Origin of the sequence: Amphibacillus sediminis NBRC 103570, assembly GCF_001552275.1 — a bacterium.
In the GTDB taxonomy this organism is placed as follows: domain Bacteria; phylum Bacillota; class Bacilli; order Bacillales; family Amphibacillaceae; genus Amphibacillus_B; species Amphibacillus_B sediminis.
Map to the genome: position 1 here is coordinate 61,318 of NZ_BCQW01000013.1, position 25,742 is coordinate 87,059.

At 36.8% G+C, this 25,742-nt stretch carries 23 protein-coding genes; 18 read left to right on the forward strand and 5 right to left on the reverse strand.

The window, feature by feature from the left end; translation table 11 throughout:
• Positions 1 to 137 precede the first annotated feature (137 nt).
• The 3 genes from ASE01S_RS09460 (at position 138) to ASE01S_RS09470 (ending at position 3,771) form a co-directional block, all read left to right on the forward strand.
• Positions 138 to 1,463: a 6-phospho-alpha-glucosidase gene (locus ASE01S_RS09460; RefSeq protein ID WP_067841436.1), complete on the forward strand. Its 1,326-nt coding sequence runs from the start codon at positions 138 to 140 to the stop codon at positions 1,461 to 1,463.
• 24 nt (positions 1,464 to 1,487) lie between these two features.
• The gene (gene chbG, locus ASE01S_RS09465; protein WP_067841438.1) at positions 1,488 to 2,219 is read left to right on the forward strand and encodes a chitin disaccharide deacetylase; all 732 of its coding nucleotides are present in this window, start codon (positions 1,488 to 1,490) and stop codon (positions 2,217 to 2,219) included.
• 151 nt (positions 2,220 to 2,370) lie between these two features.
• On the forward strand, positions 2,371 to 3,771 hold the full coding sequence (locus ASE01S_RS09470; RefSeq protein ID WP_067841440.1) for a PTS transporter subunit EIIC: 1,401 nt from the start codon (positions 2,371 to 2,373) through the stop codon (positions 3,769 to 3,771).
• Positions 3,772 to 4,271: 500 nt separating this feature from the next.
• On the opposite strand, the gene ASE01S_RS09475 is transcribed toward ASE01S_RS09470, so the two are convergent.
• Entirely contained in the window at positions 4,272 to 5,684 is a 1,413-nt protein-coding gene (locus tag ASE01S_RS09475) for a family 43 glycosylhydrolase (RefSeq protein WP_157065186.1), read from the reverse strand.
• Positions 5,685 to 5,830: 146 nt separating this feature from the next.
• On the opposite strand from ASE01S_RS09475, the gene ASE01S_RS09480 reads away from it, so the two are divergent.
• Both ASE01S_RS09480 and ASE01S_RS09485 read left to right on the forward strand, forming a co-directional pair.
• Positions 5,831 to 6,811 carry a LacI family DNA-binding transcriptional regulator gene (locus ASE01S_RS09480; protein ID WP_067841442.1) on the forward strand — a complete coding sequence of 327 codons (981 nt, stop codon included), beginning with the start codon at positions 5,831 to 5,833 and terminating at the stop codon, positions 6,809 to 6,811.
• 48 nt (positions 6,812 to 6,859) lie between these two features.
• The gene (locus tag ASE01S_RS09485; protein ID WP_067841444.1) at positions 6,860 to 7,828 is read left to right on the forward strand and encodes a LacI family DNA-binding transcriptional regulator; all 969 of its coding nucleotides are present in this window, start codon (positions 6,860 to 6,862) and stop codon (positions 7,826 to 7,828) included.
• Between the two features lie 379 nt (positions 7,829 to 8,207).
• On the opposite strand, the gene ASE01S_RS09490 is transcribed toward ASE01S_RS09485, so the two are convergent.
• The 3 genes from ASE01S_RS09490 to ASE01S_RS09500 form a co-directional block, all read right to left on the reverse strand.
• Complete coding sequence (locus ASE01S_RS09490) at positions 8,208 to 8,576, reverse strand: ASCH domain-containing protein (RefSeq protein WP_067841485.1); 369 nt, start codon at positions 8,574 to 8,576, stop codon at positions 8,208 to 8,210.
• 62 nt (positions 8,577 to 8,638) lie between these two features.
• Positions 8,639 to 9,724 (reverse strand): hypothetical protein, encoded by a 1,086-nt coding sequence (locus ASE01S_RS09495; RefSeq protein ID WP_067841447.1) that lies wholly within the window; start codon positions 9,722 to 9,724, stop codon positions 8,639 to 8,641.
• Position 9,725: 1 nt separating this feature from the next.
• Positions 9,726 to 10,262: an ATP-binding protein gene (locus ASE01S_RS09500; protein WP_067841449.1), complete on the reverse strand. Its 537-nt coding sequence runs from the start codon at positions 10,260 to 10,262 to the stop codon at positions 9,726 to 9,728.
• Between the two features lie 529 nt (positions 10,263 to 10,791).
• Here ASE01S_RS09500 and ASE01S_RS09505 point away from each other — a divergent pair.
• The 10 genes from ASE01S_RS09505 to ASE01S_RS09550 all read left to right on the forward strand — a co-directional run bounded on the left by ASE01S_RS09505 (position 10,792) and on the right by ASE01S_RS09550 (position 21,949).
• Positions 10,792 to 11,724 carry an ABC transporter permease gene (locus ASE01S_RS09505; RefSeq protein ID WP_067841487.1) on the forward strand — a complete coding sequence of 311 codons (933 nt, stop codon included), beginning with the start codon at positions 10,792 to 10,794 and terminating at the stop codon, positions 11,722 to 11,724.
• A gap of 14 nt (positions 11,725 to 11,738) precedes the next feature.
• Complete coding sequence (locus ASE01S_RS09510; RefSeq protein WP_067841451.1) at positions 11,739 to 12,632, forward strand: carbohydrate ABC transporter permease; 894 nt, start codon at positions 11,739 to 11,741, stop codon at positions 12,630 to 12,632.
• Between the two features lie 21 nt (positions 12,633 to 12,653).
• Complete coding sequence (locus tag ASE01S_RS09515; protein WP_067841454.1) at positions 12,654 to 14,255, forward strand: type 2 periplasmic-binding domain-containing protein; 1,602 nt, start codon at positions 12,654 to 12,656, stop codon at positions 14,253 to 14,255.
• Between the two features lie 15 nt (positions 14,256 to 14,270).
• Positions 14,271 to 15,719 carry a glycoside hydrolase family 32 protein gene (locus ASE01S_RS09520; RefSeq protein ID WP_067841456.1) on the forward strand — a complete coding sequence of 483 codons (1,449 nt, stop codon included), beginning with the start codon at positions 14,271 to 14,273 and terminating at the stop codon, positions 15,717 to 15,719.
• A 73-nt stretch (positions 15,720 to 15,792) separates the two neighbouring features.
• On the forward strand, positions 15,793 to 16,755 hold the full coding sequence (locus tag ASE01S_RS09525; protein WP_067841458.1) for a carbohydrate kinase family protein: 963 nt from the start codon (positions 15,793 to 15,795) through the stop codon (positions 16,753 to 16,755).
• A 34-nt stretch (positions 16,756 to 16,789) separates the two neighbouring features.
• Entirely contained in the window at positions 16,790 to 17,395 is a 606-nt protein-coding gene (locus ASE01S_RS09530; protein WP_067841460.1) for a YesL family protein, read from the forward strand.
• Between the two features lie 322 nt (positions 17,396 to 17,717).
• Positions 17,718 to 18,572, forward strand: coding sequence for a MurR/RpiR family transcriptional regulator (locus tag ASE01S_RS09535; protein ID WP_067841462.1), 855 nt, complete (start codon positions 17,718 to 17,720; stop codon positions 18,570 to 18,572).
• A complete protein-coding gene (gene murQ / locus ASE01S_RS09540) occupies positions 18,565 to 19,458 on the forward strand; it encodes an N-acetylmuramic acid 6-phosphate etherase (protein WP_067841465.1) in 894 nt (297 codons plus the stop codon). Before ASE01S_RS09535 ends, murQ begins: the two co-directional genes overlap by 8 nt.
• A 24-nt stretch (positions 19,459 to 19,482) precedes the next feature.
• Positions 19,483 to 20,907 carry a PTS transporter subunit EIIC gene (locus tag ASE01S_RS09545; RefSeq protein WP_067841467.1) on the forward strand — a complete coding sequence of 475 codons (1,425 nt, stop codon included), beginning with the start codon at positions 19,483 to 19,485 and terminating at the stop codon, positions 20,905 to 20,907.
• Positions 20,900 to 21,949 (forward strand): MupG family TIM beta-alpha barrel fold protein, encoded by a 1,050-nt coding sequence (locus ASE01S_RS09550; protein ID WP_067841469.1) that lies wholly within the window; start codon positions 20,900 to 20,902, stop codon positions 21,947 to 21,949. The genes ASE01S_RS09545 and ASE01S_RS09550 overlap by 8 nt, the downstream gene beginning before the upstream one ends.
• A gap of 269 nt (positions 21,950 to 22,218) precedes the next feature.
• On the opposite strand, the gene ASE01S_RS09555 is transcribed toward ASE01S_RS09550, so the two are convergent.
• On the reverse strand, positions 22,219 to 22,983 hold the full coding sequence (locus ASE01S_RS09555; RefSeq protein ID WP_067841471.1) for a DeoR/GlpR family DNA-binding transcription regulator: 765 nt from the start codon (positions 22,981 to 22,983) through the stop codon (positions 22,219 to 22,221).
• A gap of 181 nt (positions 22,984 to 23,164) precedes the next feature.
• On the opposite strand from ASE01S_RS09555, the gene rpiB reads away from it, so the two are divergent.
• From rpiB to ASE01S_RS09570, 3 genes are all read left to right on the forward strand, one after another.
• Positions 23,165 to 23,617: a ribose 5-phosphate isomerase B gene (rpiB, locus tag ASE01S_RS09560; RefSeq protein ID WP_067841473.1), complete on the forward strand. Its 453-nt coding sequence runs from the start codon at positions 23,165 to 23,167 to the stop codon at positions 23,615 to 23,617.
• Between the two features lie 23 nt (positions 23,618 to 23,640).
• Positions 23,641 to 24,597 carry a class II fructose-bisphosphatase gene (gene glpX, locus ASE01S_RS09565; protein WP_067841475.1) on the forward strand — a complete coding sequence of 319 codons (957 nt, stop codon included), beginning with the start codon at positions 23,641 to 23,643 and terminating at the stop codon, positions 24,595 to 24,597.
• A gap of 147 nt (positions 24,598 to 24,744) precedes the next feature.
• Complete coding sequence (locus ASE01S_RS09570; protein ID WP_067841477.1) at positions 24,745 to 25,587, forward strand: DUF1028 domain-containing protein; 843 nt, start codon at positions 24,745 to 24,747, stop codon at positions 25,585 to 25,587.
• Positions 25,588 to 25,742: the final 155 nt, after the last annotated feature.

The window sequence follows — 25,742 nt, forward strand, 5'->3', positions numbered from 1 at the left end:
CTTTCTCATTTCATTAAACTCAGTTTATCATGTTCAATCCATGATTCAAAGTGATAATTTTTGTATTAGATTTGTATTGATTAAACTTTATATTGGTGTTATATTTGTATTAACAGGAGGAGAAAGGGGCTACAAACATGAAAAAGAACCGATTAGTGATCGTTGGTGCAGGGAGTACCTATACGCTTGGAATGGTTATGAGTTTAATTGCTGAAAAAGAAAATTTTCCGTTACAAAGTTTGACGTTTTATGATACGGATGCTGAGCGTCAGAATAGAGTCGCTCTAGCTACCAAAGTGATACTAGCAGAGCAATATCCAGAGTTGGAAACATTCAACTATACGACATCTAAACAAGAAGCATTCCAGAACATTGATGTTGCATTTATTCAGATTCGTACAGGTGGGCTGGCTATGCGAGAGATGGATGAAAAAATTCCTTTATCATATGGGGTAGTAGGACAAGAAACATGCGGTCCTGGTGGGATGGCCTATGGCCTGCGTTCGATCAAAGATATGATTGAACTTGTTAACGATATACGACAATTTGCACCAGAGGCTTGGATCTTAAATTATACGAATCCAGCTGCTATTGTTGCCGATGCTCTTCAGAGAATTTTTCCAAATGACCAGAAAATCCTCAATATTTGTGATATGCCAATTGCCATTATGCATAGCTATGCAGACATGTTAGATAAGGATGTATGGGATTTAGTTCCTTCTTATTTTGGCTTAAATCACTTTGGCTGGTTTACAAAGATAGAAGACAAATCAGGGCAAGATTTAACCGAATTAATCAAAGACAAAATGATCAAAGAGGGGTTCAAGCCTACCGATAATGAGATAGCCAATGATGAATCTTGGCAGAAAACATTCGCGCAAGCACGACAAATGTTAATTGACTTTCCTGATTACTTACCAAACACATATTTACAATATTATCTGTATCCAAACCAATTAGCACAGAAAGAACAAATAGATAATACACGGGCTCGTCAAGTAATCAACGGTCGTCAAAAGCGTGTTCACCAGCTTTGTGAGCAAATTACAGCTGATCAATCGACAGCTAATGTAGAGCTTGAAGTGGATGTTCATGGTATCTATATGGTCAAAGCAGCTGCATCACTTATCTATAATCTTAATGAGATCTACATTGTGATGGTTGAAAACAAGGGAGTTATTTCAAATATCCCTGAAGATGCCATGGTTGAAGTACCAGCCCTCTTAACTGTTAATGGCTTAAAACCTTTAGCGGTTGGCCAAATTCCAACATTCCATAAAGGCTTAATTGAAGGGCAATTAGCATATGAAAAGCTTGTTGTTGATGCTTATTTTGAAGGAAGCTATAGTAAGGCTCTGCAAGCCTTAACCCTAAATCGGACTGTTGTAAATGCAGATACAGCTAGATCAATCCTAAATGATTTAATTGAAGCCAATCAAGGATATTGGCCGACATTAAAATAAAGATAATCATGAGGAGGTGAGAAGATGAAACGAATCATTATAAATGCAGATGACTTTGGCTATTCACGATCGGTTAACTTTGGCATTATCGACGCACATGTCGAAGGTGTCTTAACATCGACAACCTTAATGACTAACATGCCGGGGGCAGAACATGCCTATCAATTGGCGAAGGCACATCCTGATCTTGGTGTGGGTGTCCATTTAACCTTAACTTGTGGTAAACCTTTATTGGATAGCCACCACACTCTAGTCGATGCAGAAGGGCAATTTAAAAAGCTCTATCATTACAAACAGCTCTTTCATGTTGATCAAGAAGAATTATATAACGAATGGAAGACTCAGATTGAGGCGTTTTTTAACGCCGGCCTACAGCCAACTCATTTAGATAGTCATCATCATGTCAACAATTTAGAACCTGTTCTTCCCGTGTTTAAACGTTTAGCTAAGGAATATGGGTTGCCAGTACGACACAATTTCCCCAACCCAAAGGATGACGGCTTAGTTTCAACCGATTATTTTGAGTATAATCCAGAGATTTTAATCGCTCAGCCTGAAACGATTATAGCACAGTATCAAGCGTATCAAACGATAGAGGTTATGTGTCACCCTGCCTATTTGGATAAGTCTGTAATGACAGGCTCCTCTTATGCGACACCTAGGCTAGAAGAATTAGATATGCTCATGCATCCAAATACCAAGGAAAAGCTTCAGCATTCTGAGAATTTCGAATTAATAACTTATCGTGATCTTTGAACCTCTCATGATTAAAATCACGTACTGTCTTGATTATATTTGTTTCGGTTGATTAGCATAGCTAAGGCTATACTTTAACCGAAGCCGATTCATCTACAGACTGAAGTCACGAGTATTCTAGGCTATTTGATAAAAGAAAGGGGTTAAAAAAATGAAACGATTCATGCAAACTTTAGGAAAATCGATGTTAATTCCAATTGTCGCCATGCCGATTGCCGGTATCTTATTTCGATTAAGTGCTTCGGATTTATTAGATATTCCCTTATTTCAGGCTGCTGGTGCTATTTTTAATCATATGACAGTGCTCATTGCAATTGGGGTAGCAATGGGGTTAGCCAAAACAAAAGACAAAGGAATTCCAGCCCTAACAGGTTTCTTAGCGATTACGGTTTTGAATGAAGGACTAGCTATTATGAATCCAGACTTAGACATGGGGGTATTTGGTGGAGTCATTAGTGGTATTTTAGCAGCGATCGTCTATAATCGCTTCAAAGAAACAAAGCTACCCAATATGTTTGCCTTTTTCGGTGGTGAAAAGCTTCCAATTACGATCATTATCCTACTGATGATCCCAGTTGCTGGTCTGTTTTCGATGATCTGGCCTTATGCTCAGCAAGGAATTGATCTATTTGCTCAATCATTAGTCGGGTTAGGAGCTCTTGGCGTATTTATTTTTGGCTTCTTGAATCGTTTTTTACTTCCATTTGGTTTACATCATGTCATTAATACTTATATCTATTTCGGACTTGGTAGCTATGAGACAAGTACCGGAGAGGTGGTAACAGGTGAAATTACGCGCTTCTTAAATGGTGACGCAAGTGCTGGGTACTTCCTTGGTGGATTTTTCGTTGTGATGATTTTTGGAGTTCCTGCCATTGCTTTCGCTATTGCACGAGCTGCTAAAAAAGAAAAGCTGGCAGAAACAAAAGCCTTGATGAGTTCTGGGGGATTGACCTCTATAATTGCTGGTATTACGGAGCCAATTGAATTTACTTTTATCTTTACCTCACCGCTGCTCTATTTTATTCATTCGGTATATACTGGATTGGCAGCCGCAACATTGTATTTATTAAATATTCGAATTGGCTTTTCTTGGGGTGGAAGTGTACTTGACTATATGTTAAACCTCGGATTATCTAATAATGGTTTATTATTAATACCAGTTGGATTGGCTTTTGCTGTCCTGTACTATTTTACTTTTTATTATCTCATTCTAAAGCGAAACATTAAAGTAGTAGGTCGAGAAGATGACGCTACCTTTGCTGAGCAAGCAACTGAAAATGAACAAAACTTAAGGCTAAGCCATAACAAGCTAGATTATATGGCGAAAAAGATTGTTGATTATGTGGGTGGCAAAGAAAATGTAACCGATTACGAAAACTGCATGACACGTTTACGCCTTGTGCTAAAAGATACCTCTATTGTTGATGAAGAAAAAATTAAGCAAACAGGAGCTCATGGTGTTGTAAAAATTGATCAACATCATGTACAAATTATTATCGGACCAGAAGCAGGTTCGGTACTAGCTGAATTTAAGAAGTATGTTGACTAGTACAAAGGATAAAATCATTTAACTTCATTCAGTGGAAGCCTTCCACTTCTATAAGAGGTGAGATAAATGCCTATCTGTATTCCATTTAGCGGAGGGGACAACTCCCAACTGAATTAAGTCAATGGCTCTGGCGGATGCTGAATATTTCCAGATGGAATGTATCGAGTAAAGCGCGATAAAATCTGAGCACGGATAGGCCAAGACAGATTGGGTAATATCTTGAGCGAATCGAATATGTCTTGATTTACTGGTAAGTGAAGTAAGTTGGTCGATGACACGATGTTTACAACTTAATTAGCTAATTAACAAACCTCCGAACAAGCACAATGGCTAGCTCGGAGGTTTGTTGATTAAATTTGACTTTTGTCCCCTTATCTAATAGGTAAATGCATAAGGAACTTAACTGAAAACACTAATCTATCCATGCGCGTATCCGATTTGTATCTGCCCACTGTTTCGCTGACGCTGAGTTGTTCCAATTGCTTTTCAACCTCTACCTTTTAAGGTTCGATGGCTAGATTCCCCTCTATGGAAATAATGGCCCATTGATTACCCTGAGCACGATACATTCGATTAGAAAGAGCTACTTTGTTGTCTAAATACAGAACGACGATATCATCTTCTAAAACTAATTTGATCTCAACATCTGATTGATTTGAATAATTAAAAGGCATCTCAGTTTCTGGTGGATAGTTTTCAGCTACGTCTAAAGGGCGATTATAGAAGGCCACTGTGTTTAATTCAGTATCGAAAACAATATTTAAATTTGACTGATCTTGTTCACTATTAAACTGGAATGCCCATTTCTTCGTTTGCTCATCCAAGTTTACTTTTCCAGAATATAATGTTGTTTCCTCGCCTGGGTCAAATGATAAGTGGTCACCTTCAATAATGGTTTGCCTGCTAAAAGGAACGGTGTGAACACGTTTGGATACAGATGTCGGTATAGTCGGATAGAGGTGGTTATTTTCCTTAACGAGCTCATGAACAGCAAGGTTGCCAGCCCAATTGTAAGTGTGTTGGTCATTGTGTCCTTCTTTAGTTGGAATCCAGCCAACCACGTATAATTGTTCTCCATCTGTTTCCAATCTCCCGGCATAGAAGCCCGAACTATCCCAATAGTCTAATCCAGTTGGTTTTTCAAATGGTCCATGTACATGATCTGCAACTCGATAGTGAACGACACGTTGATCCCATTGATCAGAAAACGCCAGATACCATTTTCCCTTAAAAAATACAAGGGAAGGACATTCTAAATTGGAATCGTTTCCAAAATCGTTTTTAAATAATACCCCTTGCTCATTCCAAGTTTCTAAATCTGTCGAAGTGTAGTGTGCAATAACGCCAGTACCATTTTGTCTGGCTGTAATAAGCATCCAATATTCACCCGATTCTTGTTCATAAAACACATAAGGATCTCTAAAATCATCAGCTTCATATTGTGAGCTGGCGAAAAACGTATGTTCAGGATGTTTTTCCCATTCCAAACCATCTTGGCTAGTGGCATGCATAATCGCTTCTTTTGGAGACAATGAGCCATTATGACCTGTGTAGAAGGCATGATATAAGCCGTTCTCATCTGTAATAATTGAACCCGTTCCTAAAGCTAACTCTTGATCTTGATGGTCATTAACAAACGGTATAACCTCACCATAGTCCTTATAATTGACAAAATCAGTAGTGGTCATCAAGCTGAATGGATGAAAACCAATTTGATTATCACGTAAGTCTTCTAAGTAATAAATCATAAATTCTGAACCATTGTAGTAGGGCATTGGATCTCCAACAAAGCTATCTTTTGATCTTGGATAAACCTTTGTGATCATTTCTGAAGTAAATAACCATCGCTGAATCACCCAAATAACACCACCAATGAAACAAACAGCTATAGCAATCCAAATGAACTTTTTCAATAAAATTCCTCCTATTTTGGAAACGATTCCATTTTAATATAACATCTTCATACTGATATAACAAGTCAAAATTGACTAGAAGAAATTTCAATTATCTTTTATACTAGGTAATGATAAACCATTAAATTGAATCAGAGGGACTACTAATGAAAGTAACGATCAAAGATGTTGCCAAGTATGCTGGAGTTGGGGTTGGAACTGTTTCGCGTGTACTTAATCATGGTAGTGTTAAAGAGACAACACGTCATAAAGTTGAAGCAGCAATTAAAAAGCTTAATTATCAGCCCAATACCTATGCTAGAGGATTAAAGGCAAATCGCACTAATACCATTGCTTTAATTATTCCAACCATATGGCACCCTTTTTTTAGCGAATTTGCTTATTATATTGAAAAATATGCTACCGCAATGGGTGTAAAGCTGTTTTTGTGTAATGCTAACCATAATTCTGAAAAGGAATATGAATATATCCAGATGGTAAAACGGAATAAAGTTGATGGGATAATTGGGATTACCTATTCGAATATTGATCAATATTTATCTAGTCATTTACCCTTTGTTAGCATAGACCGCCATTTTTCTGAAGATGTCGTGTATGTAACGGCTGACAATGAAGCAGGTGGCAGGATAGCCGTTCAAGAGTTAATAAAACGTGGTTGCCAATCCGTTTGCTTCATAGGTGGGTATCAACAAATTCCAAATGAGACAAAGAAAAGACGTCAGGCCTTTGAAAGGACATGCCAGGAGCAAGCTATCTCTTATTCAATTTTAGATTTAGAGGAACCTATCCTAGACTTGGACAAACAGCTGACTTCTTTTTTCTTAAGCCAGCCAGAAATTGATGGCGTTTTCGCTATTAATGATACGATGGCCTTGGATGTTATCACCTGCCTAAAAAAGTTAAACAAATCTGTTCCTGAAGATGTTCAGGTGATCGGCTTTGATGGACAAAAAATATCTGAACATGCAGACTACTTGGTCTCAAGTATTGTTCAGCCAATTGATCAGATGGCCAAAATGGCAGTTCAACGATTAACCGAAATTATTGATGGCAAACAAGTAGTTAAACGTACTGTGCTACCGGTAAAGTTTGTGCCGGGCGATACAACATTATTCGTTCAAACATAGTAAGCTGGTTATTAATCTATTTAAGTACGATCCGTTTGTAGGAAGGTGATGGAGTTGAGAAAGCCAAAATTAGAAGATGTCGCAAAATTGGCTGGTGTGTCACGAACAACCGTTTCACGAGTTTTAAATAATAGAGGTTATATCGGAGATAAAACACGAGAAAAAGTGTATCAAGCAATGGAAACCTTAGATTATCATCCGAATGAGATTGCTCGATCATTGTTTATTAACAAAACAAATATTATTGGACTTATCTTTCCGACGACTAATAATCCATTCTATGCTCAAATGATTTATCATTTAGAAAATAATTTTGAAGCCTTAGGTTATAAAGTTCTATTATGTAATAGTGGTGGACGGGTAGATAAAGAGCGGGCATATTTGGATATGCTACAACGACATCAAGTTGATGGAATCGTTGCGGGCGCACACAATCGTGGCATTGAGATATACGAAAAAACGAAATTGCCAATTGTAAGTATTGATCGCTACTTAGCCCCACATGTACCTGTTGTTTCTAGTGATAATTATGCGGGAGGAATACTAGCTACTTCTTTATTACTCGATAAAGGTTGCCAACATATTATCCATATAAATGGACCAATTGATTTAGAGACACCTGCCAATTTACGGAGGAAAGCTTACGAAGATATAATGAAAAAAAATGGTTTACCGTATTTGACCTATGAAATAAGTGAAACAACGATTCGAGATTTGTTTGATCAAAATCCTCATGTGGAAGGGATTTTTGCCAGTGATGACCTTATTGCGACTCAAGTACTAACTGAAGCAAGAAAAAGAGGCTATCGGGTTCCAGAGGATTTAAAAGTTATTGGCTATGATGGCGCAGATATGACATGTATTCTCCGACCAGAGTTGACGACGATCCAACAACCCATTGATGCGATGGCTGAGTTATCTGTCCAATTACTTATTGACCAGATTGAACAGCGAACAGACCAAATTACGTTACATAATAGTTTGTCAGTTAAACTGATTGAGGGACAAACGACTTAACTCTAAGTATATGAACAAAGTTATTGTTGCAGTTTTCAAAAGGTAGGTAATCAATATTAGTTTCTAAAACTCATATTAGAAAAGATTTTTATAAATAAATTCCATAATGAGTTTTTACATCATTATATCACCTGCTTACTGAAACTAAGTACATTAGAGCATTTGTTAAAATTATTCCTTTGTGACTTAATCGGTCTCGACAGTCATTTAATAGTAAAATAGCTAGAATTTATGCACACCATCAACTCCTTTTTACGGGAAGAATGAAAAAGGCGTTGTTTTAGTAAAAATTTGTTTGAAGAGCCCCTAATGAGTATAAGTTTTTAAAAGTATGGAGCAAGGTGACAGAGATGCTACCTTGTGCCACCTTGTGAAAATTTTAAATGTAAGCAAATGATTGAGGAGCAACATTAAGCCCATAATCTTTTAATTCTTTTGGTTCAGTGTATACTGTTACATTCTTCAATTGGTATGCAACTGCCTCTTTTTTATTATGATAGTATTCCGAAAAAAAAGTCGGATCTACTCCTGAATGCATAGAAGTAATCTTCCAAACTTTTTCTGGAGTACCCACTAATACGTCTTCTACCTCTGCTTCACCAATAATTTGTGATACAGGAGAAGTAGAGTAGATGATTATTATGTCTGGTCTCAACCTTGCTTTTACTTTTCTAAACTCATAACGTTTCTCACCACTAATAATTTTTTCTACGTACTCAGGGTGAATAGATAACAGTATTTTTTTCATCAATCCAATGTCTCTCCTTAAAAAATATTAGCTGATTCTTCCAGTAACTAAAGTAATAAGTTTTAATTGATAAAAATATTGTTTTTATTAAACCTAGCCTGTTTTAATATCATATCAAATTCTTCAGAGGAAATCTCTTTTGTAGGATAATCTGTTACAGATTTCAATATATTTTGCTCAAGAAGAAATTTTCTAATCGGACGATATTTAAACGAATATATATCGATGAACTTTAAAATATTTACTCGACGCTTTGTTTTTAGCTTCTCTTTAATTTCTTTATCTGTAAGTACTGTTCTTTTAGAAACAATCTCTATCACTCTATCATAAGAATGTACACCTTTATGATTATCAGATACAACACCGAACCCTGTTAAAACTGCGGAATATTTAGCAGGTCTTTCGTCAAAACTAGGTTTTGTTCTATAATAGACGATAATATCCCCTGGTCTTGGAGAAATCATATAATTACCTATGTATGTTTTTTGAATGGCATTTGCTGCTACAATATTACTCGTAAAATCCTTTGGATTCTCTTCTCTTATAATGGAGTCAGGTATTAGCTTAGTATGATATATGGTATCTATAGACAGCATGAAGTACTTTCTTTTGGTGCTTTCTTCGATATAAGGATAATTTTTAAGACTAGTCTCACTTGTTATTATTTTTTCCATCTCTCTAACAAAAACTTGTTCATTCGTCTTCTTATCAGTTGTTTGTAGTCGAAAACCAAAGTCCCTCATAAAGTTAATTAATAGTTTCTGCTCATCCCTTTTAGAAAAAATTGTTACATATACTTCTTCGACTCTGTTCATAATAGCATGCTCAAGAATAATTCTGAAGAAACGTTCTCCTAAATAGTGACCTTTCATTGTAATTTTGAAGGTCCCAATTTTTAATCTCTTTTTCGGCTCAAGTGGAACTGTGAATTTTGAATAATCCTCATCTTCCCCCTCAATCTTCATATAAAGAAATCCTTGAATTCCTTTATTTTCTACTATAAAGGCCGTCTCTTTAGACTTTCTTAAAAACCAATTCTCGAATCCAGGATAATCCTCTTTTAACGAATCAAAAAAGGAATCATCTAATGATAACTCTGAAAATTGTTTTTGCCTAACACTTAGCACCTCATATGACTTTAATTTCACTTTAATAACCTCCATTAATAAAATTGATTAGGTCTAAGATTTTATTATTGTTATCAGTTTCATAAATTTGAATTGGTACATTTAATTGGGCTGCTATATTTTTAGCCTGGTATTCTTCCTTTTTTTGAAACATTGATAGTTCCTCATATGTAAAAGCTGCTCTATTATCTCTGTGTTTTAATCTTTCTAAAATACCTTCTGGATTTGCTACACACATAATGATTGCATTAATTCCCAAACTTCTAAAAGTATCAATACCCACCTCTTTAATTTGGCCTTCTTCATTTAAGAGTGTAAAATGTCCATCCAATATAATATTCTCATAATGACGATATAATTGTTCAACACCTTGTTTTAATATATTTTGATTTTGGTCAATGTTTTTCACTTTCTTCTCGTTATTCCAATTTTGGTTAGCTGTACGTCTTATAATATTGCTAGCGCTATCAAAAGGAATTTGAAGTTTTTTTGACAATTCCGTTCCGAGAGTAGTTTTCCCAGAACCGTGAATTCCAGAAATAAAAATAGTGTTAGGCAATTATAGACATCTCCTTTACGCAAAATTGCGAACAAATGTAGACTAAATAAATACACGCATCTATTTATCTATACTTTACATTACATGATAATATTTTACTATTCAATCGACAAAAAAAGACAAAAATTCAATGATAATGTAATGAACTCAAAGGATTCTTTATGTTTATTTATATAAATGTATTAGATAGGTTTCTTTTTTTCACTGGTCATAAATATTTTTAGAAAGAAAAGATGAGAAAGCTGGATCAGGTTTTAATGTCTCAACAAGGTGTTTCAAGTCATGCTTCTAAACAGTATTGTAGGCGAAAAATTTATTCGTATGCCTTTTCACAAAAAATATGTTACCCGGTTGACATAAATGTAATCATAACTTATACTCAATTTGACATCACTATTTCACCAATATGACAACCGGTTAACACACTGTGTAATCGCTTTCCTTTATAGGTGAGTGAGAAGAGAGGGGAGAAGCAAAAGTGCGTGATGAGATTGAGAAGTTCGATGTACAGTCTACTAAAGTAAAGGAGTTGGTAAAAGAAAGTAAACCACCTAAGAAAAATAAGGGGAAATTAAAGTATTTAAAGGAAAACTATACTTTATATTTGTTTTTACTGCCAGCGATCATTCTCGTCTTTATTTTTAATTACATGCCAATGTATGGAGTATTGATCGCTTTTAAAGATTATAATGTCGCCCAAGGTATTTTAGGTAGTGATTGGGTTGGCTTGGATCATTTTAGAAGCTTCTTGAGTTCTCCTAACTTTTTATTGATTTTTTCAAATACGATAAAACTCAGTTTATATGGTTTAATTTTTGGTTTTCCAGTTCCAATCATTCTTGCGTTAATGTTAAACCAGATTAGACGCACATCGATTAAGAAGAATATCCAACTTATTCTTTATGCACCGCATTTTATTTCGACAGTGGTGCTTGCCGGAATGATATTTATCTTTTTATCACCGGCTGGTCCTGTTAATGCTATTTTAGCGCCATTTACGAATGGACCCATTTCCTTTATGTCAAATCCAGATCATTTTAGAACAATATTTGTTACTTCAGGTATATGGCAAGGAGCAGGTTTCTCCTCAATTGTTTATGTTGCTGCTTTATCCAATACAGACCCGCAGTTACATGATGCAGCAACCATTGATGGTGCTTCACTACTTCAGCGAATTTGGCATATTGATTTTCAAGTATTAAAACCAGTTATGGCTGTCTTATTCATACTAGCAATCGGTGGCATTATGGGCGTTGGCTTTGAAAAAGCCTATTTACTTCAAACAGATATGAACATTCCAGCATCAGAGGTTATTGATACCTATGTTTATAAACGCGGTCTACTTGCAGGTGACTGGTCATTTGGGGCGGCAGTTGGTTTATTCAATACGATAATCGGTTTGATCCTGCTTGTGATTACCAATACCGTTGTTAAGAAACTAAATGGAGAGACACTTTATTAAGAGAGGAGTAGAAGATGGCAGCTAATCATTTAATTAACAATTCAAAAGCAGATCGTTTTATTCTATTACTTAATAAAATTATTCTGAGTCTGCTTGTACTGATTATTATTGTTCCGTTGATATACGTCGTACTGGGCTCTTTTTTACAACCTAGCATCTTGGTTACACGTGGTCTTTCTCTTAATCCAGACCATTGGACTTTGGATGGTTATATCCGAATTTTTCAAGATGGTTCAATCGTTCGAGGCTTTTTTAACTCGCTTTTTTACGCTGGTAGCTTCACGCTAGTATCTGTAACGTTTACTGTATTGGCTGGTTATTCACTATCCATTAAAGATTTAGTTGGCGGAAAGGCTATCATTATCTTTTTTCTATTTGCAATGTTTTTTAACGGTGGGATGATTCCGACCTATCTGGTAGTTAGATCACTAGGTCTTGTTAACACGCCGTGGGCGCTAATTTTACCAGGTTCAATCGGGATATGGAATATTATTTTATGTCGAACTTTCTTTCGAGGCTTGCCTAATGAGCTAAAGGAGGCGGCAAGAATAGATGGTGCTTCTGATTTCCGTATCTTTATCAGTATTATACTTCCCTTATCGAAACCTATTATTTTTGTAATCGCTTTATTCGCTTTTATTGGTCAATGGAATTCTTACTTTAATGCGATGATCTATTTAGATGATCGTTCGCTCTACCCACTTCAATTAGTTCTACGTGAAATTCTGGTGCAAAATGAAGTGCCACAGGGTATGATCGCTGACCAATTAGCTCGAGCAGAAATGCAACGTATGGCAGAAATGATTAAATATTCATCTATTGTAGTTTCCAGCTTGCCATTAATGGTTATGTATCCATTTTTCCAGAAGTATTTTGAAAAAGGCGTCATGGTTGGTTCATTAAAATAAAGAAAAGTGAGGGTTAAACAAATGAAGAAATTGCTTAGTTTGGTTATTGGATTAGTCAGCCTATTATTAATCAGCGCTTGTGGAGACAATGAACAATCCTGGTCAGATGACTATGGATTAGAGGATATTACGTTTCCAGTAGAAGAAGATGTTTCGCTAAAAATTATGACGAATAGTGCAGCCATCGCCCCTGACGATCCAAACGATAAGCTAATCTTCCAACGTTTGGAGGAAGAGACGGGCGTTCACATTGAATGGTTAAATTTTGTCGGGGAAACCTTTGACGAACGACGAAACCTTGCGATGGCAACGGGGGAAATGCCGGATGCCATTATGAATGCTAACTTTAGTGATTATGAGTTGCTAAATTATGCGGAAGATGGAGCCATTATTCCATTAAATGATTTAATTAAGAATTATATGCCTAATTTACGTCGTGTATTAGAAGAAGCCCCTCAATATGAGGCCATGATGACTGCACCTGATGGCAACATCTATGCTTTTCCATGGATTGAAGAATTAGGTGAGGGGAAAGAACGTATTCAGGCAGTTGAAAATTTCCCATGGATTAATGTTGAGTGGTTAGATGAATTGGGACTAGATATGCCATCGACGACAGATGAATTGAAAGAGGTTTTAATTGCATTCCGAGATCATGACATGGCTGGTAATGGTGAAACGATTCCGATGTCATTTATTATCAATCATGGTGGGGAGGATCCTGGCTTTTTATTCAGTTCATTCGGATTAGGTGATAATTTTGATCGAATGATTGTGAATGGAGATCATCAAGTAGTTTCTACGGTTACTGATAAAGGCTATAAGGATGCCATTAATTTCATGTACGAACTATATAGTGAAGGGTTAATTGATGTGGAAGCATTTGAACATGATTGGCCAACCTATGTTGCTAAAGGTCAGCAGGGTCGCTATGGACTGTATTTTACTTGGGATAAAGGTAATATCACCGGTATGGGTGATGATTATGATTTAATGGGGCCATTAGCTGGACCAGATGGTCGGGTCCATGTTACCCAAACAAATGCCATCGGTTTTCATAGACAACGTATGGTGATCACAAGTGTCAACGAAAACTTAGAGCTAACCGCTAAGTGGATTGATCAACTATATGACCCTCATCAATCTGTGCAAAACAATTGGGGTACTTATGGAGATGATGAAAAACAAAATATCTTTGAATTTGATGAACAAGCCAATATGCTCAGACATTTACCGCTAGAGGGAACAGCGCCTGTAGAACTTCGTGAAGAAACCTCTGTTGGTGGACCATTAGCTATCTTGGATAGTTATTATGGCGCCGTAACAACCATGCCTGACGATGCAGCTTGGAGACTTGAATTAATGAAAGATGTCATGTCTCCACATATGTCTGACCAGCATGTATATCCCAATATTTTATTCAGTAAAGATGAGCTGGATCGTTTATCCGTTATTGAGGCAGACTTGTTTCCTTATATTAATCGGAAGCGGGCAGAATGGATGACAAATGGTCAAGCAGATGCAGAGTGGGAAGATTACTTGCTTGAATTAGAGCGACTAGGCTTGAATGAATGGCTTGATATTAAACAAGAGGCGTATGACCGATACCTTGATATGAATTAATTGGAGGGAGCAGATTTGCTAATCAAAGAGAAAGAACAATACAGACCTAGAGTGCATTTTGCACCACAAGCCAATTGGATTAATGATCCAAATGGGATGGTCTATTTCGAAGGGGAATATCATTTATTTTATCAATACAATCCGAACGATACGGTATGGGGACCAATGCATTGGGGCCATGCGGTGAGTAAGGACATGGTTAAATGGGAAGAGCTTAGTATTGCCCTATATCCTGATCAGTTAGGACAGATATTTTCAGGAAGTGCAGTGGTTGATTGGGACAATACAACGGGTTTCTTTCCAGAAAAGCCTGGGCTTGTTGCTATCTTTACTCATCATCAACCTGGCGATCATGAACATCCAGATAAACAATCACAAAGTATTGCCTACAGTCATGATCGGGGAAGGACATGGGAAAAGTATCATGGAAATCCTGTTTTGACAGATGATACGCTTATAGATTTTAGAGACCCTAAGGTTTTTTGGGATCAAACGAGAGGGTTATGGATCATGGTGCTAGCAACTGGTCAATCGGTCCGATTCTACAGCTCGAAGAATTTAAAAGAATGGCAGTTTGAAAGTCAATTTGGTGACGATAGAGGGTATCAGAAAGGGGTATGGGAATGTCCTGATCTATTTCAACTTCCTGTTGAGGGAAGCGATAAGACAAGGTGGGTTCTATTGGTAAGTGTCGGGGATAACCCAGAATATCAGACAGGCTCAAAGACGCAATACTTTGTTGGTGAATTTGATGGAAAAACCTTTAAACCTGAACACGTAGATGTCCGATGGCTTGATCACGGAAAAGATAACTATGCAGGGGTTAGCTTCTCTGATATTCCTTCAAACGATGGGCGTCGTATCTATATGGGTTGGATGAGTAACTGGCGTTATGCCAACCAGGTTCCAACTAAAGGTTGGCGCGGTCAAATGACTTTTCCACGATGCTTAAGCTTACAAGAACATCATGGACAGTGTATGATTAGGCAGCTTCCTGTTAAGGAAATTGAGCGATACGCAAGACAAGTTAGCATGATAGATCGAAAAAGGATAGAACCCAGTCAGCCATACCATATTAAGCTTGACGAAGGATGTGTTGATGTAAAGTTAAAGCTTGACATCGCTCGAGCACAACTGCTGATTTTAACTTGTAAACATACAGCGGATCAAGAAACGATTATAACATTTAATGGTTCAACACAAGAAGTAAGCCTGCAACGACAGGATTATAGCCACGGAAAGCTTCCAGATTTATTTGAAGCAACCCAGTCTATGCCTTTTTATGGCAATCCAGAACTAAATATACGTTTAATAATTGATGCAGCATCTATTGAATTATTTACTGATGATGGTTTGCAGGCTTTAACTAGTCTGATTTATCCAGATCAACCTTGTCAAGAGCTTGTCATAACAAGTCAGAATGGGGATACGCAACTATTAAGTGGTCAGGTTTCGATCTTGTAATTGCGCAAAAGGAGAAGGTTCAGCTTTCTCCTTTTGTTTAGCTTATTTTTATTATAGTTTAGGAGGGATGTGCGTGATGACGAAGCCTATTTTATGTATAGGAGAATTATTAATCGATTTTTTTTGTACAGATATTAATAGTAGTTTAATAGAAGGAGAAGCATTTGAGAAAAGAGCAGGAGGGGCCCCTGCAAATGTTTGTGCGACCATTGCCAATTTTGGAGGTAAAGCTATTTTTAGTGGTAAGGTCGGGGCAGATCCATTTGGTCGATTCCTCAAATTAACATTAGATCGTCAAGGTGTCGATACAACACATTTAAAATTAGATGGAGATTGTCCGACCACACTCGCATTTGTTTCTTTAAAAGAAGATGGGCAACGCGATTTTATTTTTAATCGTGGAGCTGATGGACGGATGACTCATGCGGACCTTGATCAAAATGTAATTGAGCAATCAAGTATTTTACATTTTGGTTCAGCAACGGCGTTATTAGATGCTCCTTTTCAAACGATGTACCTAGAGACCATGTGGGAAGCTAATCAAGCGAATAAGTTTGTTTCATTTGACCCTAATTATCGGCTTGATCTGTGGAAGCGCCGTGAAGTAGAGTTTATAGGATTAGCGCAGAAATGTATAGCTATGTCCGACTTTGTTAAGGTGAGTGATGAAGAGCTAGAGCTTATTACTGGAACTGGCATTAAGGATCTAGCTGAAGCAACACAGAAGCTACATCAGCTTGGAGCCAAAGTAGTAGCTGTAACCTTAGGAAAGCAAGGGACATATATTTCTAATGGGCTTGAATCTGGGATAGTAGAGAGTATCCCGATTAAAGCAATCGATACAACAGGAGCAGGTGATGCTTTTGTAGGAGCGATGCTCTACCAATTTGTACTAAAGGATAACCCTCACGATGTTTTATCTGATATGAATACGTTAAAGCGATTTACAGATAAGAGTAATCAAGTGGCAGCACATGTTTGTACAAAATATGGTGCATTCGAGGCATTACCAGCAAAGAATGTTATTTTTGGTTGAAAATTAGCTAAACAAAAAGGTAGGCATCTTGATTATGTATAATTCGGAATGGTTTGTCCGACTCGGGACACTTGGGTTTAATCTCATCATGTTAAATTTACTTTGGCTCTTTTTTACCGTTATTGGTTTTGGTTTTTTTGGTCTGTTCCCCGCCACTGTTGCATTATTTGCCGTGCTGCGAGATATCATCATCAGTCGTGATGATCAGCAAATTATTAAGAAATTTTGGCATTTTTATAAAAAAGATTGGTTGGTATCAAATGCTTTAGGCTATCTCTATAGTTTAATTTTAATTATTTTATATTTAAATGTTAAAGTCATACACTTAATCGAACAACGTACCTTGTATGTTATAGTGATGAGTATAACGATAGTGGTAGGTCTTGTTATCTTGATTGCTTTTTTGTATCTGTTCCCACTCTTTGTTCATTTCAAATTTAAATGGTGGACATATCCAAAGTATGCTGTTATTTTGACAATTGCCAAGCCATTTCATACGGTTTTGTTAATCATCTTGCTTGTTGTAGTCATTTATTTAAATAATCGTTTTCCTGCTTTGATTGTTCTATTTGGAGTTAGCTCATTCGGTTATATCGTGATGAAAATATCAAGTCTGTCTTTTCCAACAAAATCAAACTAATATATTAAAGCTACTATGGGGAAATCCATAGTAGTTTTTGGTTTATTTTGCTTCAATCGAGTTGAATGAAAGGCAGTGGTTTTTCTGCAATTGAAAATTATTTTCCCTCTGCTTTCACTTCTCCTACTACAAATTATCTTACTCAAAATCCAATATGATCACTGTTAAATTTCCTTACATTAATTAGCCGAAAGTTTCATGAAAAACGGGGTTATCCGGTTGAAAACGTTCACAATTTGGTATAATGTTTCATAAAGTTATAGAATTATTGACACTTAGTTTTATGATGATAAGATCAAATTATACGAAGGAGCAATTAATCATGAAAATTGCAACAATTCGATTAAGAGAATACTATGATGAGGCAAGTACCACAGAACAAGCGATTATCGATTATATCTTAAACAATCCTGATCAGGCTGCGAAGATGACGATCTACAAATTAGCAGAAGCCACATTTTCATCACCCTCTTCAATTATTCGTTTGTGTAAGAAGAATGGATTTGCAGGCTATAAGGAGTTTTCAAAGTCGCTTGTTTATGAGCAAGCCGTCCGACACAACTATAGATCAAAGGAAATTGCTGATGTTACCAAAGCAGATAATATTAAAGAAATTGTAGATAAAGTAACCAACAAGAATATATTATCGCTTGAAGAAACAGCTAATTTACTCGATTTTGAAGTTATAGAGCAATGTGTCGAATTAATCCATGACTGTGAAAGGCTTGTTCTATTTGGGATTGGTGCTTCGCTAATTGTAGCTAAAGACGCACAACTCAAATTCACTAGGATTAACAAAATTGCCTATGTAAATGAAGATTGGCACACCCAACTTTTGTTGGCACGTAATATGACTCCGAGTGATGTAGGAATTGTGATCTCGTATTCTGGACAAACTAAAGAGATGATTGAATGTTCGAAAGCGGTTAAGGCAAACAAAGCTAATCTTATTTCAATAACGAAGTATGGCAAGGCGCCAGTGATGGATTTAGCAGATTATAATCTCTTTGTTGCTGCCAATGAATATGCTTTTCGAAGTGGTGCAATGTCTTCTCGAATTTCTCAACTAAATCTAATTGATATCCTTTACACAACTTATGTTAATACTCAGTATGAAAAATCAATTGAAATTTTGGAGAAAACGCAAATAAGAAAGGAGTCAAATCAGCATGATTAATTTAAGCAATATCTCTACTGAACAACAAAATCCAAATACTATGAATCTTGATCAAATGTCATATTTAGAGGCGTTAACGGTAATGAATCAAGAAGATATGAAAGTTGCCGTAGCGATAAAAGAAGTTTTACCACAAATTGAAAAAGCGGTTGCTGCTATTGTAACCGCATTCGAAAATGAAGGGAGGTTGATTTATCTAGGAGCAGGAACGAGTGGACGTCTTGGTGTACTCGATGCAGCTGAGTGTCCGCCGACATTTGGAACGCCAGAGGAAATGGTGGTTGGTTTAATTGCAGGGGGAGAGCGAGCGTTTACCAAAGCTATTGAAGGAGCAGAAGATAGCATGGAACTTGGTGAAGCCGATCTACAATATATCTCTTTAACTGATCGAGATGTAGTCGTAGGTTTAGCAGCAAGTGGCCGCACACCATATGTGGTAGGAGCACTTCAATATGCTAATAAGGTTGGAGCTGTAACTGTTGCAATAGCATGTAATAAAGATTCAGAAATTGGGCAGACGGCTCAAATTCCAATTGAAGTTTCACCAGGTCCAGAAGTTTTATCTGGTTCTACTCGCCTAAAAGCAGGAACAGCTCAAAAAATGGTCTTAAATATGCTATCAACAATCTCAATGGTGGGAATAGGAAAAGTATATAAGAACTTAATGGTAGACGTCCAGCGAACAAATAAAAAACTAGAAACAAGAGCTGAAAATATTGTTATGAATGCGACAGATGTAGAGCGTGACCTTGCTAAGGCAAAATTACTAGAAGCTGACGGGAGCGTCAAGCTTGCGATCACAATGATTTTACTTCAATGTGATGTAGATACTGCAAAAGAGAAGTTAGCTAAAGCGAATGGGCATATTAGAAAGACATTAGAATAAGTAGATAAGGAAGAGGTGCTTTTTATGGCTAATAATAATGAACAATTGATTAATAAAATTGTTGAATTAGTGGGTGGGAAAAACAATATTAGTGCTGCAACGAATTGTATGACCCGTCTTCGTATTCGCCTGAAAGACGATAGCAAAGTACAACATGATCAGCTTAATGCGACAGAAGGTGTTATGGGTGTTGTAAAAGCTGAAACTTTACAAATTGTTGTTGGTCCTGGTAAGGCAAAGAAACTAGCTGATTTATTGATTGAACAATATAATATTTCACCAGATGCATCGACTACGAATGATTGGCAGGAGAATAAAGATGCCATTAAACGTAATCAGAAGCAGAGCAAGCTAAAGTCTGCACTTGAAACGATTTCGGGTATCTTTATCCCGATGATCCCTGCTATTATTGCTGCAGGTATTTTTAACGGCTTTAGTAGTTTAATTGGAACATTACAAGGAGAGGAAGTATTATCAGCTAATTTTTGGGAAGTCATACGGTTATTATTTTCTTTAATTGGAACAGGCTTCCTAGGCTACTTTGCTATCTATACAGGTATCAACTCAGCTAAACGTTTTGGGGCAACAGAGGCTTTAGGTGGAATGATTGGAGCAATGTCAATTGCAGCACCAATTGTTGATATCTCGCAATTATTTGGATTATATGATGCTGAGCAACCACTAAACTCGATTTTAACGACAGGAAAAGGTGGAATTATTGGGGTCATCGTGGGCGTGTTTATCCTTGCAAAAATTGAGAAAGTTGTTCGTAAGCGGGTTCCAGATGTCCTAGATCTTATTGTCACCCCAGTTATCACATTACTGATTACTGCTATACTGTTAGTCTTTGTTATTATGCCTGTCTCTGGAATATTATCAGATTGGCTTGTCAGTGGACTAAGTGTTATTATTGGTTCTGAAAATGCTGTCATTAATGTAATTTCTGGTTATATTTTGGCGGCAGTATTCTTACCAATGGTCTTACTTGGCTTACACCACGGATTGATTCCAATTTATGCGATTCAACTTGAAGCATTAGGAGGGGTATCTTTATTCCCAGTACTAGCAATGGCTGGTGCAGGTCAAGTAGGTGCAGCAATTGCAATTTACTTTATGTGTAAAAAAGCAGGAAATGACCGACTAAAACAAGTTATTGCAGGAGCGCTTCCAGCTGGTATACTTGGTATAGGTGAACCATTAATTTATGGGGTTACTTTACCTCTAGGTAAACCCTTTATTACAGCAGGGTTAGGTGCCGGCTTTGGTGGTGCTTATGTTATGTTGATGAATGTTATGGCAAATGCTTGGGGCCCGTCGGGGCTTGTAGCAGTTCCATTAATGCATGCTGATAAGATGGTTCATTTTGTAATAGGTATCTTTATAGCATATATAGCTGGCTTTATTATCACACGAATATTTATTAAACGTGAAGATGTTGCCAATGCTTAATCAGCTAGGATTGTCGGTTTATGTCTCGACATTTGATCGGCAAAAAGTAATGCTCGAAAAATTAATAGGAAGTGGAAGCTTTATTTTCACTTCCTTTCATATTATTGAGGAAGTGAATGAAGATTATCTAGAAAAAGCAAGACATATGTGTGAGTGGCTTGCTCAAGCAAATTTTAGAATAATTGCCGATGTTTCACCAAAAACTTTAGATTTATTTCATTACTCTGATATTGTAGAATTTGCTGAAGCAATGCAAATTTCAGTGTTACGACTAGATTATGGATTTGAGATAGAACAGGTTCATAAAATTTCAAAGAAATTTCCGCTTGCCTTTAATGCATCAACTCTTGAGCTTCCAAATGAATTAACCAGGAGCGATCAATTCTCCCTTTATGCCATGCATAATTTTTACCCGAGACCCGAAACGGGCTTGGATTCTGAATTATTTCAAGCTATTAACGAAAAACTAATAGATAACCATGTTGAAATTATTGCTTTTATCCCCGGTGATTTAGAATTAAGAGGACCATTGAAAGAAGGCCTGCCTACACTTGAAAAACATCGAGGGTGGCCACCATATCTTTGCTATTTAGATATGGTGAAAAATCACTATATTCAACGTGTATTTATCGGTGATGTACTTATCTCTGATCAAGAGCTCGCTTTAATTGAACAATATCAGCAAGATCGAATTATTCAGATTCCTACTCAACTAGCTAACGAACATACTCATTTATATAATCAAGTTTTTACTATTAGAATTGATTCACCTAAGGGATTAATGCGACTCCAGGAGTCACGTGGTTACGCAAGTCAAGGTGAAAAGGAAATGCCAGTTAATTGCCTTGAACGAAAAAGAGGATTTGTAACAATGGATAATGAAAGATATAAACGCTATTCAGGTGAAATACAAATTATGCGGCGGGATTATCAACAGGATGATCGTGTTAATGTGATAGGAAAAATAGTAAAACCTTATTTACCTATTGTAGACTGTATAAAAAATGGTGATCGTATTAAATTTATACCCTACTCACCATAACCTATTGACTCAACTTTCGCACATAGAAGCAAGTGTCTTCTCTAATTATTACGTAGTAGAATTTTGATTAATCGAATAGAATTTAGAGTGATATGGGAAACAATCAAGGGCATCAGAAGGAATATATCTTCAGGTGCCCTTTTCTTATAAGTTAATATAAGCGTAGTTTGATTTTTTATAAGAATATACATAAATGTTTTTATGTGCCGATAGCAGCTCTAATTAAATAACCTTAAAAACTTTGATCAAGAATTTTCTCAAATGATGCTTCAATACATAACCTCAATATTTAGTTGCTTTAATTGATTAATGATATCTTCGGAAGGCTGTTGATCTGTAATAACTAGGTCAATCTGGCTAGACTTTGCGAAGGTCGCAATTGAATTATGTCCGAACTTCGTATGGTCTAATAAAGCAATTACTTTTTTAGATTTTTGAACCATTTGGCTCTTTAAGTCAACCTCATAAACATTGAAATCAGTAAGTCCACTTTCTAATGTGAAGCCACTAGCCGATGTAAACAGCAAGTCAATCTCATTAATGTTATCTAATACATCTGTTCCGATCTGTCCCTCAAGTGCCATGGAACCAGCTCTTAAAACTCCCCCAATCAAGATGACCGTTAAGTAAGGGTTTTCTTTTAATTCAATGGCAGAAGAAATACCATTTGTTAAAATGGTTAATTTCTTATCATAGTGCTTTAACAGCTTAGCTAGCTCTAGCACAGTGGTACTAGCATCCAATAAAATACAGCTTTTCTCCTCAATTAAATCTAAAGCTTTATAAGATAGGGTTTTTTTATTTTCAATGTTTTTCTTTGAGCGCTCTAAAAAGCTATCTTCATCATTCAGTGTTTCGTTTAAGATTGCACCACCATGGGTTCTTAAAAGAAGACCTTGCTTTTCCATTTCGTTCAAATCTGTTCGCAAAGTAACCTCCGACACATTTAAATTCTTAGATAACTGCTTAACAGTCACACGATGCTCTTGTTTTAATAGCTCCATGATTAGTTGTCTGCGTTCTGCAGTGAACATTTTCTTCACGATATCACCTCAATTAAAATGATGATTATTTGTTATTATAACATGAAAAGAAACGAAAACAAATATAACCTATTTAGTTGATTTAATGTTTAAAACGAAAATATATGAAAGTATATTGATAAAAACGAAAGCATTTGTTAATATATAAATATAAATGAAAGGGGCGGATACGATGAAACTAGGTATTGGTAGTGATCATAATGGATTTTTGTTTAAGCGGGAGTTAAAACGACTCTTAACTTTGACCGAGCATGAGGTTGTCGATTATGGTTGCAAATCATGTGAACCGGTTCATTATCCGGATATTGCCTTTGAACTGGCAGAAGATATCAAGCAAGGCAAGCTTGATCGAGGTATTTTAGTCTGTGGAACTGGCATTGGTATGTCAATTGCTGCCAACAAAATCCCTCAGATACGTGCAGCATTGTGCCATGATGTTTATTCGGCTGAGAAGGCTATCACGAGTAATAATGCTCATATTCTATCAATTGGTGCACAAATCGTTGCGCCAGAATTAGGTTATAAAATTGTTGAGGCTTTTTTAAATGCTGAATGGCATGGAGGCCACTCAGAGCTGAATATTGAAAAAATAACGAATAAAGAAAGAATGCTGATCAACCACTAATAAAATATGGGGGAACGAGAACATTGAAGCATTTATCATTTGATTTCTTGAGAGTCAGTGAAGTGGCCGCACTAGCTGCGTACCCTTTTATTGGGAGCGGTGATAAGATGGGAGCAGATGGTGCAGCGACTGAAGCGATGCGCAAAAGTATCAATAACATGAAGATAGCAGCCCAAGTTGTCATTGGTGAAGGGGAACTAGATCAAGCGCCGATGCTAGCCATTGGGGAACGACTCGGACAAGGCATAGGTGATCAACTAGATATTGCTGTTGATCCAATTGAAGGCACGACCTTAACTGTTAATGGTCAAGGTAATGCGATAACCACTTTAGCAATTGCTCCTAGTGGCTCATTACTTCATGCACCAGATATGTATATGAAGAAGCTTGCTGTGGGTCCACAGGCAAAAGGCAAAATTGATTTGGCGGCACCATTGATTGATAACTTATATGCAGTAGCCGATGCCAATGGAAAAACTGTTGAACAATTAAATGTTTGTCTACAAAATCGACCAAGACATCGTGAGTTCATTCAGCAAATTCGAGCAGTAGGGGCAAAGGTACATTTGTTCGAAGAAGGTGATGTGACCTATACGATAGCTACTTGTCTTGGCCATTTAGATATCGATATGTTTGTAGGTATTGGCGGGGCACCTGAGGGCGTAGTCTCGGCTGTAGCGCTAAAAGCGTTAGGTGGAGAAATGCAAGCACAGCTATTACCTGAAACAGAACAAGAAATGCTAAGGTGTCAACAGATGGGCTTATATGATCCATATCAAATTTTACAGCATAAACAACTGGTTGATAGCCAAGATTGTTTGTTTTTAGCCACAGGTATTACGGATAGTATCTGTTTAGCTGGTGTGAAGAAGGATGATCAAGGCTTTGCTACAGAGAGTTTACTTATTACAGGACAGGATAGCCAATGCCGATATGTGCGTAGTTTTTATGCTCGAGATGACCAGCTTATTCAACTTTAGGTGGGGGAAAATAGAACTGTGTCAAGCCCTCTTTAATGATTTTGTTAAGGATTTAATGTTATGATAAAACCACTAGGTTAAGCAATCTTGTCATTAATGATAGCTTAACTATATGTGAGTATTTAGAAAAGAGGATGGGATATTAGTATGACTTTTTCTATCGTAGCATTTGACCCAGATACAGAAGAATTAGGGGTAGCAGTAGCATCGAAGTTTTTAGGGGTTGGAGGAGTTGTACCATTTGCCAAAGCTGGGGTTGGCGCAGTGGCCTCTCAATCACTAGGAAATCCAATCTATGGTACGAAAGGCTTAGAGTTATTAGCTGCCGGGAAGTCGGTTGAAGAAACTTTACAGCTATTAATTGATGAAGACGACCAAAGCGATTGGCGTCAGGTCGGCATAGTCGACAGCACAGGAAATAGCATCACTTATACAGGTGGTGAATGCTATGATTGGGCTGGCGGAGTAGCCGATACTAACTTTGCGATTCAAGGAAATATTTTAGTAAGTGAGGATACGATTAAAGCTATACATTCAGCTTTTCTAGACACTACTGGTGACTTGGCAACGCGTTTAATTAAAGCACTACTTGCTGGTGATCTAGCTGGTGGAGATAGCCGAGGCAAGCAATCTGCTGCCTTGCTTGTTGTGAAAGAAAATGCAGGCTATGGAGGATTAACGGATAAGTATATCGACTTAAGAGTGGATGATCATGTCGAACCCGTTCAAGAACTAGAACGACTTCTTTATTTGCATCATCTTTATTTTAAACCATCGAAAGCAGAAGATATTTTGAAAATAGATGATAAGCTTGAACAGGAGCTTAAAAAGTATTTAACCAAATTAAATTATTTAAATGATCAATCCGAGCATTTATTTGATGCACTCAAGACGTTTCAATATGTAGAGAATTTTGACGAACGTGTCCAAGAGGACGGTTATATTGATAGTCAAGTCCTCGAATTTATTAAAAATCGACTTGATCAATAAAGAATCGTTAAATTTTCTCTCTTTTCAAAATAGAATGTAACCATTTGTTTGTTAAAAACGTTCTTCTGTATAGAAACCTCCACTTCATCTTCAACAAAAAGAAGTCGTGGTAGCTGAACGTAAATGGAGTGGAGTTTTTTAGTTAGATAGATCGA

Coding starts and splice junctions, on each gene's coding strand:
- chbG (WP_067841438.1), top strand. CDS start 1,488: ATGAAACGAATCATTATAAATGCAGATGACTTTGGCTATTCACGATCG.
- ASE01S_RS09570 (WP_067841477.1), top strand. CDS start 24,745: ATGACTTTTTCTATCGTAGCATTTGACCCAGATACAGAAGAATTAGGG.
- ASE01S_RS09545 (WP_067841467.1), top strand. CDS start 19,483: ATGGCTAATAATAATGAACAATTGATTAATAAAATTGTTGAATTAGTG.
- ASE01S_RS09510 (WP_067841451.1), top strand. CDS start 11,739: ATGGCAGCTAATCATTTAATTAACAATTCAAAAGCAGATCGTTTTATT.
- ASE01S_RS09515 (WP_067841454.1), top strand. CDS start 12,654: ATGAAGAAATTGCTTAGTTTGGTTATTGGATTAGTCAGCCTATTATTA.
- rpiB (WP_067841473.1), top strand. CDS start 23,165: ATGAAACTAGGTATTGGTAGTGATCATAATGGATTTTTGTTTAAGCGG.
- ASE01S_RS09470 (WP_067841440.1), top strand. CDS start 2,371: ATGAAACGATTCATGCAAACTTTAGGAAAATCGATGTTAATTCCAATT.
- ASE01S_RS09490 (WP_067841485.1), bottom strand. CDS start 8,576: ATGAAAAAAATACTGTTATCTATTCACCCTGAGTACGTAGAAAAAATT.
- murQ (WP_067841465.1), top strand. CDS start 18,565: ATGATTAATTTAAGCAATATCTCTACTGAACAACAAAATCCAAATACT.
- ASE01S_RS09555 (WP_067841471.1), bottom strand. CDS start 22,983: ATGTTCACTGCAGAACGCAGACAACTAATCATGGAGCTATTAAAACAA.
- ASE01S_RS09535 (WP_067841462.1), top strand. CDS start 17,718: ATGAAAATTGCAACAATTCGATTAAGAGAATACTATGATGAGGCAAGT.
- ASE01S_RS09480 (WP_067841442.1), top strand. CDS start 5,831: ATGAAAGTAACGATCAAAGATGTTGCCAAGTATGCTGGAGTTGGGGTT.
- ASE01S_RS09550 (WP_067841469.1), top strand. CDS start 20,900: ATGCTTAATCAGCTAGGATTGTCGGTTTATGTCTCGACATTTGATCGG.
- ASE01S_RS09530 (WP_067841460.1), top strand. CDS start 16,790: ATGTATAATTCGGAATGGTTTGTCCGACTCGGGACACTTGGGTTTAAT.
- ASE01S_RS09485 (WP_067841444.1), top strand. CDS start 6,860: ATGGAGTTGAGAAAGCCAAAATTAGAAGATGTCGCAAAATTGGCTGGT.
- ASE01S_RS09460 (WP_067841436.1), top strand. CDS start 138: ATGAAAAAGAACCGATTAGTGATCGTTGGTGCAGGGAGTACCTATACG.